The sequence below is a fragment of the Bacillus sp. P14.5 genome (assembly GCF_003316765.1).
GTDB lineage: Bacteria > Bacillota > Bacilli > Bacillales > Bacillaceae_B > Rossellomorea.
Genome location: NZ_NIJF01000066.1, coordinates 148,640 through 161,639 on the forward strand (window position 1 = coordinate 148,640; position 13,000 = coordinate 161,639).

The following is a 13,000-nucleotide window of genomic DNA, read 5'->3' on the forward strand; positions in this document are numbered from 1 at the left end:
TATAGCGGCACTTATCGGTTTTCCTATCTGTATACTATGGTCGTCCAGGAAGGGAAAAAAGCCTGGAAACGAAGTCACAATGGAATACAAAGGAATAGGTCAGTCGGTGGGTGTAACAACGTCCAGCTATGACTCTGCTAAATCAAAAAAGTCACGGAAAAAGGAAGAATACATACCTGGTGATACGGCAGGGTATTACGAGGACCCGGACAACATCTACTTGCAGGAAATCGACAGACGGGAGGAACGTAGGAGAAGAGAACATGATTATTCATATTCAAATGAAGGAGACAGTTTTTCTGCTAAAAGGGAAAGCGAAAGGGCGAAGCGGAAGGCGTTGGAAGAGGAGGCTTATCTTCTCCGGAAACATAATGCTGACCACTGGAAAGTAAAAGCAGCCGATGATGCCTTAGGCCGTACACAAAGAGAACGTGACTGGGAAAACGAAAAGCAGGATTACCAGCCCGTATGTGATACGTGCAATCACTGGGAGTCCCAATGCCGTTGCTGTAATACTTGTGAGGAGTACCCATGTAAGTGCTGTTACAAATGCAAGGAATATCCCTGCGAATGCTGTGAGGAATGCGGTGAGGCGAGATGCCGTTGTTGTTCAAAGTGTGAGACATACCCTTGTGAATGCTGTGATGAGTGCGGACAGCCGGACAGTTACTGCCGCTGCTGCAGCCGTTGTAATTCTTATCCTTGTGAATGCTGCGATGAATGTGGAGAAGCAAATTGCCGCTGTTGCCGGTCGTGCGATTCATACCCTTGCCAGTGCTGCAGGACATGTGATGATCATCCATGCCGGTGCTGTTCAAGGTGCGATTCGTATCCATGTGAGTGCTGTGACGATTGCGGCCAGCCGAATCGGTATTGTCGTTGTTAAGTACTCAGGGAGATATGTTTCTTGGTTCAAGAGAGCTCGGTGGGTACATGAGTTGTAGGGTTTGGTCAAAGATATGTATCCAGAGGTGGCTTGTGGATACATGAGTTGTAGGTTCTGGTCAGAGATATGTATCCAAGTGAGCCGGGTGGATACATGAGTTACAGGTTTGGGTTAGAGATATGTATCCAAGGTAGCCCGGTGGATACAAGAGTAGCAGGTTTTGTTCCGAGATATGTATCCAGAGGTGGCGGGTGGATACATGAGTTGTGGGTTTTAGTCAGAGATATGTATCCAGAGGTGGCGGGTGGATACATGAGTTGTAGGTTTTAGTCCGAGATATGTATCCAAGTGAGCCGGGTGGATACATGAGTTTGTAGTTTTAGTCCGAGATATGTATCCAAGTGAGCCCGGTGGGTACAAGAGTTGTAGTTTTTAGATCGAGATATGTATCCAAGGTAGCCCGGTGGATTCATGAGTTGTAGTTTTAGTCAGAGATATGTATCCAGAGGTTGCAGGTGGGTACAAGAGTTGTAGTTTTTAGACCGAGATATGTATCCAAGGAGGACTGGTGGGTACAAGAGTTGTAGTTTTTGTTCCGAGATATGTATCTAGAGATGGCAGGTGGGTACAAGAGTTGTAGTTTTTAGACCAAGATATGAATCCAAGGAGGGCGGGTGGGTACATGAGTTGTAGGTTTTAGTCAAAGATAGGTACCTAAGAGAGTCCAGTGGATATATGCGTTATATATTTTAGCCAGAGAAATGATCAGGATAGCCGGATGTAAATATAAGCTGAAGTTGAAAGCTCCACTGTAAAATAGTTAGTTACAGCTTACTAGGAATGATCTCCCTTTCTATATTTAGTTTCTTAACGGCGGTGGGAGAGTTTCGACGCATGGCTGATGAGTGTATATATGAGCAGTGTTTGGCAGGCGAAAAAAACACTGCTCACTCTGAACTCGAACCGACATACAAAATTAGTATGCCGGTGATTAGTTCTTGTTAGATAACGTCCATCCTGTAATCACACCCTTATTAAGGACGCTCCAGCACCTTAGCGAGCATAAGGTGGATGACTTCATGGTCACGCGGGTCATGGAGCTGGTAGTTATCGCCCGGCAATGTATACCACTCCTCAGCACCAACATAAGTGATTTCGAGTGTGAGAACCCCATTATCATCACAGGTGGTTCTCAGTTGAAGTTCCCCGCTGATGACGCCGACTTCAGAGGTCATGACTCCATGTGTCGCGGTAAAGGTTGAAGATTTTTTATCCATAAAACTAACCCCCTTTGGGATTTGATTATACATCAGGGTTGCCGGTAGTAAAGGCAGCCCTGATGTAATTACGATAGCTTAGTAATGGCAGGTGTTCAGCATTGTTTGCAGTGCCGATTTTTCAGACGATTGGAGGCTCAGGTTCCATTCATGCTTTGTGTTGATCCACCACTTCGCGTATCCGCAGTGGGCACTGTAGCGGGTTGGCTGCCATGTTGAAGGATCCTGGTCACCCTTGGAACGGTTGGAGCTGGCGGTGACCGCGATCAGGTGCGGGCCGCTGAGGTCGTTGGCGAAATCTTCACGTTTTTCCGTTGACCAGCTGCTGGCTCCGGACCGCCACGCTTCAGCTAATGGTACCATGTGATCAATGTCGAGTTCAGATGGAGAATATACAGTCACTCCATCGTAGTAGCTGTACCATTTACCGGATGTTACAGGACAGTCTTCGCTGTAGTAATCAGCGTCACGCTGCAGGACTAACTGGCGGGTATCGCAGCCGCTGCCCTGACCAATCCAATGGGGAAACTTTTCGCGCGAGTAACCGGACATGGAGCTTTCGGATTTTACTGTTAATGAGTTCAGCTGAGATTGAGCGGCTGACTTGGTTGGTGTGCCCGGTAGAAATGCAGAAGCGGACTGCAGGTCAAATTGTAAAGCGGCAAACGAGATCAGCAAAGCAAAAACAAACATCATCGATTTCTTCAACATGGAAATGCCTCCTGTTATGTAATTTTATATATCAGCATCTCTGTTCATTTTTACAATGAAAAGATGTTAATACCGGGTAAGGTGGTTGCCGCTTTGACGGCTGAGACATTTCTGAGGGGTGATTAATAGTTTGCGAGTGCGCCTCTCTACTGGAAATCATAGTACACTGTAGAATTTTTTAACAAGTTAATAGTTTGTAAATAAGCTGTTATTTAAGGGTGGCGCCAAGTTGGATAAACCGCGCCCTGATCAAGATTGATGACTTATAATGATTCATCGGGCTCTTGAATTTTCCAGAGTTGAATAGAATGGCAGTCTGGAGGTGCGAAGGTTGATAACTTTGTTGTGCACTTCTGCCTGGTTCATTAGGACGTCGGGCATATGGGTGTGGTTTACTTAAACTTAACAACACTTTTCGTTTCCAGGCGGCTGGTTTTGTCATAAAAGATTAGCCAGACCTTAACCTTTCCTTAATCTTCCTTTAGTATCATAGACAGGAAGATTATGAAAATAGAAGGTGACATATGTTGGCAGAAGAGAGAGCAATCAAGGCCGTTGTATTTGACTTGGACGGCACACTGTATGAGGATACACACCATTTTGATTTCTATGCGGAGCGTCTTAAAGCGCGGACGGCGGCAGAGCATCAAGGAAGTTTTGAAGATGATTATCAGAAAATCATAAAGGGAGTACATCCTCTCCGGATCGGCCGGATTTATGATGTTTCCCGGGATTTGATTTTGATACATAAGAACGGCAGTGTGTCCGAGGCTTTCACCTGGGACGGCGAGAAGCTGGATGAGGAGGGGGTAAGGGACTTATATCGAGAAAAGCTGTTGTTTGATATGGATACCATGTTTAATGTCGGTGATTTATGGTGGGTACCGAATTCCATCGGCCGGCATTACGGCCTCACAAGCAGTGACTCTGCGGAGGCATTTAGGGAAACCAGGACCTTCATGACCACACCGGATTTTCAGATGAACACGATTCAGGCTTTCAATGAAATTCTGGAGGAGGTAAAAGAGGGTGTGCAGGTCGTTCTCCTTACTAACAGCCCGGAAGAAGACAGTGAAATCATTTTAGAGAAGCTGGGACTGAAAGATTCATTCCACGTAAAGATTTTTAATGGCAATAAGCCTTTAAAAACAAAGGAAAGATTCGCACTGATCAGGGAAAAAACAGGTATTGAGTACAATGAGATGCTGAGTGTCGGCGATAATTTGATTAATGAAATTCAGCCGGCAAAAGAGCTGGGGTGCTCTACAATCCTGATTGATCCCCATGTGATTGGAGAACATGGCGATGCAGATTATATCGTCCGCAATATTGAAGGGGTCGTCCCGATTCTGGCTGAGTTAGTCCTTGGAAAAACGATGGTGAAATAATGACAGAGTGGATTTTCTACACAGTTTAGCGTCTGAGTGGAAAATCCATTCTTTTTACTTTATTAATAGAAAGAACGCAAAATTATAAGGGAAATGAGTAGACTCCCACAAGGAATATGGGTAAAATTGGATTAACCTATAAAGGAGTGATGTATTTGTTAATCAAAGATCGAGAACCATCTCAAGAATTAGTGATGCTAAGAGGGTTGAAACCAAGGCTGCATTTTACAAATGAAGAGAAGAATTACCTTGATTACAAGGAAAAAGGATTCGAAGGAGAGCTGGCGTTTGATAAGCTGACCGAACCTCTCAGAGAAAAAATGGTATTCTTAAACGATGTAACGTTGAAGCAAAATAATAACGAGTGTCAAATTGACTCCATGGCCATTGCTTCGAACAAGCTTCATACTTTTGAAGTCAAAAACTTTGAAGGAGACTATATTATAAAAGAGAACAAGTGGTTTTCCCCGAACAATATCATAGTGAAAAATCCACTCCTGCAAGTTCAGCGAACAGATGCGCTGCTGACTCAATTACTCCGCGACAAAGGCTTCCGCCATACCGTAGAATCCCATCTCATTTTCGTAAATCCCGAATTTCACCTATACGACATCCCGTCAAGCCTTCCCATTGTATACCCCACTCAGCTTAACCGCTTTATAGAAAAGCTCAACAATGAACCGGTAAAAATTACCCCATCCGACATGAAGTTAGCACAAACCCTTCTTTCGCTTCATATCAATGAATCTACTTATTCCAACCTCCCGCACTACGATTATCAAACCCTTCAAAAGGGAATTGCCTGTCCCCGATGCCTCAAGTTGTACAGCCCTCCAAAATATACATCCTTTTATTGTGAATCATGCCAACTGCAAGAAAGAACGGAGCAAGCTGTTTTGAGAAGTATGGCAGAGTTTCAACTGCTGTTTCCTTCTGAAAAATTAACTACTAATAGACTATTTGATTGGTGTGGAGTTTTTAAAGACAAACGAACGATCCGAAAGGTGTTAAAGGGTAACTGCCAACAGCAGGGGCATGGGGTGAGTTCTTATTTTTAGGTAGTTTGGAGGCAAGGGTGGCTTCTGATAGATTGCAGCGGTTGGAAACATGAGTGGAGGTTTTGTTGTGGGGATGTGTATTCGGGAGTGTGAGGTGGATACATGAGTTGTGGATTTTGGGCTGAGATGTGTATCCAGGAGCGTCGGGTGGGTACATGAGTTGTGAATTTTGGGTAGAGATGTGTACCTAGAAGCGTTGGGTGGATACATGAGTTGTTAGATTTGAGTGTAGATGTGTATCCAGGAGCGCGAGGTGGATACATGAGTTGTGGTTTTGAGGTGGAGATGTGTATCCAGAAGTGTCGGGTGGATACATGAGTTGTTAGATTTGAGTAGAGATATGTACCCAGGAGTGTCGGGTGGATACATGAGTTGTGAATTTTGGGCTGAGATGTGTATCCAGAAGCGTCGGGTGGATACATGAGTTGTGGTTTTGAGGTGGAGATATGTACCCAAAAGCGTCGGGTGGATACATGAGTTGAAAGATTTGAGAGGAGTTATGTACCAAAGAGCGTGAGGTGGATACATGAGTCGATAGATTTGGGCGAAGATATGTATCCAGAAGCGTCGGGTGGATACATGAATTGATAGATTTGGGAGGAGACGTGTATCCAGGAGCGTGGGGTGGGTACATGAGTTGTGGATTTTGGTCTGAGATGTGTATCCAGAAGTGTCGGGTGGATACATGAGTCGATAGATTTGGGCGAAGATATGTATCCAGAAGCGTCGGGTGGATACATGAGTTGAGGTTTCCAAGCGGAGATATGTATCCAGGAGCGAGGTGTGGATACATGAGTTGGTAGATTCGCGAGGAGATATGTACCCAGAAGCGCGGTGTGGATACATGAGTGGAGTTTTTTCGTCGGAGATGTGTATCCAGTAGACTCTATCCACCTTCACCATGAAATTTCTAAAGAAAAAAGAGACATGCCACGGCATGTCTCTTTTCTGTAACTTTGGCTTGAGGTACCACAAGGAATTCTCGTCGCACCAGCACATCATTATCCTTCCGATACATCCCCACCAGAAAGAATATAAGTTTTTCCATAGCTCGGCAGCAATTGCCGGCCGGTCTTGGGCTGAAGTCTTTCCGGGTGGAAGCTGTGAAGCGGGATTAAGATTGCCGGATCGAGTTCATCGACAATGTACTTTAGGTGCTGAGGAGTGGCATGTCCGCTGGTGCCGATTTCCACTCTTTCCAAACTGATGGAGGATAAAATCCGGTTTAAGTTTTCGTAAGCTGGATCAAAGCTTCCTAGCGGCACGCCATTAGAGTGGAGATACATTCCTTCTTCTGTGTTCAAATCGAACAGCTCCAGGGATTGGTCGTACGAATTCTGCAGCAGGTAACCGCCAGGGTTTTCATTGATATCCTTAAAGGATAGAGATGGATAGTCACTCAATAAAGCCTTAAGCCATTCGGGCAGGTTGCCAGATTCTTTGGCTGTTCTGATGTCCTCGGATTCATATATGAAAAATTCCTGATTGTCGCCAAGTGTATTGGCAATTTTTGCAGTAGCCGCTTCAAGGATCACCTTCCGCCCCGCGCTCTTGCCGGCTTGGAGAATTCCGTTGATACGGTCAATGTTACGGTGATAAATATTGAACAGGGCGATTCCGCTGGTTGCTTTTAAAATATCTGAGATCCTGCTGTGGATGTCGGTTTCCGTAAGTAAGTCGGCTGGCAGGCTGCGATCGGGAGAAATAAGGTTTTCCGGAAGCTCCTCTTCGTTTCTCAGGCTCGTCCCTTCCATTAGAACAGCGGTATATCCCAGTTTCTTCGCTTCCTGGATAAAAGAATCTATGTACTGAGGATTCTTTCCGTGCAATCGAAGATCTCCGGTGTAAATAATGGCTCCGTCCGGTGTTTCGATATGGAATGCACAGGCACCGATAATATCGTGATCAAGCTTAAGCGGAGTCACTTTGATTTTACCTATGGAGAAAGGCTGGCCAAAATCACAGGTGCTATAAGAGCGGCTTCCGGCGACGCCTTCTCCGGTTGTTTCCAGTGCTTGATACAATCGATGGGAGTCGGTTGTCATGAATACTGGCACTGAAGGATCGATGAAGCCCATGGCGCCCATATGGTCCAAGTGAAGATGCGAGATAAGGACGGCTGTTTCACCTGTGTACTCCTGGGCAGGGAGGAGGGGACTGCTGGCAGGCAGATCTTCCCTGCTGTACAGGCCGTTTACTTCTGGAATTAAGCCAAGTTTCAGGTAGTCCCTTACCATTGCGGAGTTTCTCAGCTTAACCATGCCGTCGAAAATATTGGCAGCTGGGTTGTAGGTGAGTCCGAAATCAAATATTACCCTGGAATCTTCATACTGTAAGGCGATGACGGTGCCGCCAATGGTACGGAGTCCACCGTAAAATGTCAAAGTTGTTTTGCTCATTGTCAATCTCTCCTTTTCGCTTTAAAAGAAGGTTATTTCCTTCGAGATTTTGATCTCCATGGATGCTTAGGTTTTTAGGGGATGAGCAGCTATTTGCTGGTGAATATACTTGCGAAAAACCAAAGAAGAAAGAGCCCGTTTAAAGGGGCTCCTTCTAAATTAATTAGTTTCCAAGCTCGGCGTTTGCAGCTTTTTCAGCAGCTTCCAAGCCTTCTTCTACTGTCATTTCGCCAAGAAGGACTTTATCAAGTTCTTTGGCAACAGCATTTTTCAAAGCGTAAGCACCAACAATACGAGGATCATAGAATCCAGCGTCGAATTGCTGTTCGCCTACACCATATACAGGATTTTCTTCTTTATATTTTACCCACTCATCGCTCTCAAGCGCAGAGTAGCGGACAGGAAGGTAACCTGTTTTAGAAGCCCAGAATGCAGTGTTTTCAGTGTTGATCAGGAATTTAGAGAATTCCCAAGCAGCCAATTTTTCTTCATCAGAAGCAGAGTTAAAGACAGAAACGTTTGTGCCTGCGAATGGAGTCGCTGCTTCTTTACCTGCAGGAAGGACCGCGGCAGACCAGTTCAAACCATTTTCTTCAGCAGGACCGGCAACATAAGGGATACCTGCAGAGGAACCGATATAGATTGCCACATCACCATTTGTGAAAGGACCTGACATGTAACCATCTTCACCAGCTGTACGGGCAACGCCATCTTGAATCATGCCATTTACAAAATCAAGCGCTTCTTTACCTTCTGCTGAATTCATTTTGAATTCGCCGCTTTCTTCGTCAATGAAGTCTCCGCCAGCTTGCTCTACCCATTGATTGAATTCAAGGGTTACGGAGTTTTCCAAACCTAGTCCGACAACTTTCTTGCCGTCTTTGTCCATTGTTAATTTTTCAGCTGCAGCGCGAAGTTCTTCCCAAGTTGTTGGAGCTTCTAAGCCAGCTTCTTCAAAGTAGTCAGTGTTGTAGAACATGATACGTGTACTTTTGTTGAAAGGCATGCCGTAGTATTTTCCATCCCACGTATTGGATTCGCGGAAAATTTCAACGATATCATTTAGTTCTTCGTCATCCATGCCATACTTTGCGTCGGTTACATATGGAGTCAAGTCTGCAACCAGGTCGTTTTCAAGATACTCTGTGATCCAGTCTTCATAAGCTTGAGACATTGCAGGAAGGTTCTTTGCTTTTGCAGCAGCCATGATTTTTTGAGAAAGGTCATCATAGCTTCCTTGGTTTACTAAATTTACTGTAATGTTTTCTTGGGAGTCATTGAAATTGTCAGTGATTTCCGTTAATGCAGCTTCATGGTCGCCGCTCATTGCGTGCCAGAAGTCGATTTCTACAGGTGAAGTGATTTCAGTTGTGATTCCTTCCGTAGCTTCGCCGGCTGTGGCTTCCTCAACATCCTTTGTATCTGCTTCAGTGGCAGCATTTTCACTGTTGTTTCCGCAGGCAGCTAAAACAACCGAGAATACTAAGGCCAGCATCAATAATAAAAACTTCTTCATGTAAAACCCTCCTGAAAAATTATATTATTTTTGAAAATCATTAGTGCCAAGAATCAGTCTTGCAAAACAGCTTATGAGTTGGACCACCTCCTTAAAGACAAGATTCTTCGTTATCCTTTAATTCCAGATCTGGCGACACCTTCGATAATGTACTTCTGTAAAATCAGGTAAAGCACAATCATCGGCAGGATGATCATCGTGGATGCGGCCATCAGCAGTTCATAAACAGTGCCGGCTTCTGTGCTGAATGAGGTCAGGCCTACAGGCAGTGTCCTCATTTCCTTGGATTGAGTGACGATCAGCGGCCAGAGGAATGCGTTCCAGCTTCCGATGGCTTTTAGCAAGGCGATCGTAATCAGTGCCGGTTTGGCCAGAGGCACCATGATCATCCACAAGAAGCGGAAATTACTGCAGCCGTCGATCTTGGCAGCATAGGACAATTCTTTCGGAATGCCGAGGAAGAATTGTCGCAGCAAGAAGATGGCAAAAATGCTGGCAAGCCAAGGGACGATGAGAGCTTCATATTGGTCGATCCAGCCCAGGTTGGAGAGTGTCACAAAGTTCGGGATCAATAGGACCTCGCCTGGCACCATCATAGTCCCGAGCAGTACAGCGAACACAATGTCCCTGCCATAAAAGTTGATTCGTGAAAATGCATAGGCAGCGAGAATCGTCGTAATCAGTTCACCGATTGTGGTAAGGATAGTGACGATTATGCTGTTCACGGTATATTGGGCGAAAGGAGCCATTGCCCAGGCAGCAGCATAATTTTCCCATTTGAACTCACCGGGAATCCATACTGGCGGCATCGTCATGACTTCACCCGGAGATTTCAAAGATGTGCTGATCATCCAGATGAATGGAAGCAGCATGAGCAGGCTCCCCAAAATGAGCGTGAAATAGATGAATGTTTTAGATAAGGCATCTCTTTGCAATGAGTACTCCTCCTTTCTCTAGTAGGTGACCTTACGCTTTCCGATGTAGAGTTGGACCAGCGTGAAGATGAAAATCACGAGGAACAGGACATAAGCGGCAGCAGATGCAATTCCGAATTCCCACTCGTTATAAAATTTTTCAAAAATGTAGTATACAACGGTCTGGGCACTGTAGGCAGGACCTGGTTTGCCGTCGAATAAAGCAAAGACTTCATCGAACACTTTGAAAGAGTTGATGATGGACACGATTGAAATGAAAAAGGTCGTAGGTGAAAGCAATGGCACTGTGATAGCGAGAAATCTGTTCCAGGGTGAGGCCCCATCAATCCTTGCTGCCAAGTAGTACTGCTGATTAATGGTTTGCAGGCCTGCCAGGAAAATGACGATATTGTAGCCGATCCCTTTCCAGATACTCAGGATAATCAGAGCCGGCATGGCCCATTTCGGATCAGTCAGCCATTCTATAGGTGAAATGCCAAACCACCCAAGAAAGAAGTTCAGGATTCCATAGTTTGTGTGGAAAATCCATCTCCAGACAATCGAAACCGCGACGACAGAAGTGACAAAGGGAATGAAATAAATGGTGCGGAAAAGCCCTTTGAACTTAATCTTGGAGTTTAATAGAATAGCGATCCCAAGCGATATAATAATCGATAAAGGCACAACACCGACCACGAAAATGATCGTGTTCTTCATCGACTGCCAAAATTCAGGATCCGAAAATATATAGGTAAAATTATCAAATCCGTACTCATTGACGATGTCATTAAAATAATCGTAATCGGTGTAAAAGCTCATCAAGAAGGACTTGATGATCGGATAAATATTGAAAACCCCCAGAATGATGAGTGCAGGAAGCAGATATAGAAGGGCTTTCAGGGTAGCAAGCAAAGTTGGTTTTGGATCCACCGTGACCCCTCCTCTATCGTTTTAGTTCTATTAAATTTTTTCTGTTTCTGAATCGAATAAATGAAATTGATGATTGCGGATGCCGAGTTTGACGGCATCGTCTTTCTTTCCTTGGAAATCTGGCTGTACCAGGGCCCGGATCTGCTTGTCCCCGACTGTGGCGCTCAAAAGGGTATCCCGCCCGATTCTTTCCACGAGGTCCACTCTTGCCGTGATTCCTTCCTGATTACCCTCTGCAATATGGAAGTCCTCAGGTCTGACACCGAGAACCAAATCATTGCCATTGATAGCAGCCGGCTGGACTTGAGCAGGCAGGCTCAGTGTTTCTTGCGTTCCCTTCAGTACAATTCTCCCAGTCTCTTTATCTGCTGTTACCGGGATCATATTAATCGGCGGGCTCCCCATGAATTGACCCACAAAAATATTCACCGGGTGATCGTACATTTCCTGAGGAGGGCTGAACTGCTGGTTTTTCCCGTCTTTCATGAGAAGTACTTTATCAGAGATACTCATTGCCTCTTCCTGATCATGGGTGACAAAGATCGTCGTGATGCCGACTTCCTGTTGAATCCGCCTGATTTCTTCGCGCATTTCTAGACGAAGCCTGGCGTCCAGGTTGGATAGCGGCTCATCAAGCAAAAGCAGCTTTGGCTGTTTGACAAGTGCCCTGGCGATGGCGACCCGCTGCTGCTGTCCGCCTGAAAGTTGTCCAGGTTTGCGGTCGATCAGATGGTCGATATGAACAAGCGCGGCCATCTTTTTGGCTCTTTCTTCCGCTTCTTTCTTCGGGACTTTGGCCATTTTTAAAGGAAACATAATATTTTTCAATACGGTCATGTGGGGATAAAGGGCGTAGTTTTGAAACACCATCCCGATTTCCCTGTTTTCCGGCTCTACCTTATTGACAAGCTTGTCCCCGAAAAGCATCTCGCCGGAGGTAGGCTTATAAAGGCCGGCAAGCATGAACAAAGTCGTACTCTTGCCGCATCCGCTTGGACCAAGGAGAGAGACAAGTTCACCTTCATTTATGGTTACATTTAAGTTATCTACTGCCGTTACATCATCAAACTTCATTGAAATATTCTTTAAGTCGATTTTCAAGGTGAAACCCCCTAAACTCTGTTGTTTAAAGTCAACAGGTCATATTTTACTAGTGGTTTGATATAGAAGAATGAGAATATTGTAAAGAATATGTTAATTGTTTGGGAATTTAGTTTTGGAAGTGGTGATTTTGGGGATGGGGGAGCTCTCTCTCTCTCATGAGTGCTGTGTGGGTACATGATTTGATGATAGCTTTGGGCTGAAACGTTTACCTAGGAGAGCGGTGAGGGTACATGAGTTGTGGTTTTGAGGTGGAGATGTGTTTTCAGAAGCGTGGGGTGGATACATGAGTTGTGGTTTTGAGGTGGAGATGTGTATCCAGAAGGGTGAGGTGGATACATGAGTTGTTGTATTTGAGGGGAGATATGTACCCAGAAGCGTGGGGTGGATACATGAGTTGTGGTTTTTGAGGGGAGATATGTACCCAGAAGCGTGGGGTGGATACATGAGTTGAGGATTTTGGGCTGAGATGTGTATCCAGAAGCGTTGGGTGGATACACGAGTTGTTATATTTGAGGGGAGATATGTACCCAGGAGCATGGGGTGGGTACATGAGTTGTGGTTTTGAGGTGGAGATGTGTATCTAGGAGAGCGATGTGGGTACATGAGTTGTGGTTTTGAGGTGGAGATGTGTATCCAGAAGCGTCGGGTGGGTACATGAGTTGTGGTTTTGAGGTGGAGATGTGTATCCAGAAGTGTCGARGTGGATACATGAGATGGAGGTTTGAGGCAGAGATATGTATCCAGAAGGGTGAGGTGGGTACATGAGATGGAGGTTTGAGGCAGAGATGTGTATCCAGAGGTGTGAAGTGGATACATG

At 45.3% G+C, this 13,000-nt stretch carries 11 protein-coding genes; 3 read left to right on the top strand and 8 right to left on the bottom strand.

The window, feature by feature from the left end; genetic code table 11:
• Positions 1–431 precede the first annotated feature (431 nt).
• The gene (locus B9Z54_RS10755) at positions 432–944 is read left to right on the top strand and encodes a hypothetical protein (RefSeq protein WP_113928393.1); all 513 of its coding nucleotides are present in this window, start codon (positions 432–434) and stop codon (positions 942–944) included.
• Positions 945–1,920: 976 nt separating this feature from the next.
• Here the strand turns inward: B9Z54_RS10755 and B9Z54_RS10760 are convergent.
• The 3 genes from B9Z54_RS10760 to B9Z54_RS25265 form a co-directional block, all read right to left on the bottom strand.
• Positions 1,921–2,163 carry a hypothetical protein gene (locus B9Z54_RS10760; RefSeq protein ID WP_113928394.1) on the bottom strand — a complete coding sequence of 81 codons (243 nt, stop codon included), beginning with the start codon at positions 2,161–2,163 and terminating at the stop codon, positions 1,921–1,923.
• Between the two features lie 78 nt (positions 2,164–2,241).
• Positions 2,242–2,874, bottom strand: coding sequence for an HNH endonuclease family protein (locus tag B9Z54_RS10765; RefSeq protein WP_113928395.1), 633 nt, complete (start codon positions 2,872–2,874; stop codon positions 2,242–2,244).
• 208 nt (positions 2,875–3,082) lie between these two features.
• Positions 3,083–3,316: a hypothetical protein gene (locus tag B9Z54_RS25265; RefSeq protein ID WP_205207702.1), complete on the bottom strand. Its 234-nt coding sequence runs from the start codon at positions 3,314–3,316 to the stop codon at positions 3,083–3,085.
• A gap of 85 nt (positions 3,317–3,401) precedes the next feature.
• Here B9Z54_RS25265 and B9Z54_RS10770 point away from each other — a divergent pair, with 85 nt between their 5' ends.
• Both B9Z54_RS10770 and B9Z54_RS10775 read left to right on the top strand, forming a co-directional pair.
• Positions 3,402–4,262 carry an HAD family hydrolase gene (locus B9Z54_RS10770; RefSeq protein WP_240189884.1) on the top strand — a complete coding sequence of 287 codons (861 nt, stop codon included), beginning with the start codon at positions 3,402–3,404 and terminating at the stop codon, positions 4,260–4,262.
• 155 nt (positions 4,263–4,417) lie between these two features.
• Positions 4,418–5,320 (top strand): nuclease-related domain-containing protein, encoded by a 903-nt coding sequence (locus tag B9Z54_RS10775; protein ID WP_240189885.1) that lies wholly within the window; start codon positions 4,418–4,420, stop codon positions 5,318–5,320.
• Between the two features lie 1,001 nt (positions 5,321–6,321).
• On the opposite strand, the gene B9Z54_RS10780 is transcribed toward B9Z54_RS10775, so the two are convergent.
• The 5 genes from B9Z54_RS10780 to B9Z54_RS10800 form a co-directional block, all read right to left on the bottom strand.
• Complete coding sequence (locus B9Z54_RS10780; protein WP_113928397.1) at positions 6,322–7,719, bottom strand: MBL fold metallo-hydrolase; 1,398 nt, start codon at positions 7,717–7,719, stop codon at positions 6,322–6,324.
• 163 nt (positions 7,720–7,882) lie between these two features.
• The gene (locus tag B9Z54_RS10785) at positions 7,883–9,235 is read right to left on the bottom strand and encodes an ABC transporter substrate-binding protein (RefSeq protein WP_113928398.1); all 1,353 of its coding nucleotides are present in this window, start codon (positions 9,233–9,235) and stop codon (positions 7,883–7,885) included.
• Between the two features lie 110 nt (positions 9,236–9,345).
• On the bottom strand, positions 9,346–10,170 hold the full coding sequence (locus B9Z54_RS10790; RefSeq protein ID WP_113928399.1) for a carbohydrate ABC transporter permease: 825 nt from the start codon (positions 10,168–10,170) through the stop codon (positions 9,346–9,348).
• 18 nt (positions 10,171–10,188) lie between these two features.
• Positions 10,189–11,079: a carbohydrate ABC transporter permease gene (locus tag B9Z54_RS10795; RefSeq protein WP_113928400.1), complete on the bottom strand. Its 891-nt coding sequence runs from the start codon at positions 11,077–11,079 to the stop codon at positions 10,189–10,191.
• 30 nt (positions 11,080–11,109) lie between these two features.
• Positions 11,110–12,180, bottom strand: coding sequence for an ABC transporter ATP-binding protein (locus B9Z54_RS10800; RefSeq protein WP_113928401.1), 1,071 nt, complete (start codon positions 12,178–12,180; stop codon positions 11,110–11,112).
• Between the last annotated feature and the right edge of the window lie 820 nt (positions 12,181–13,000).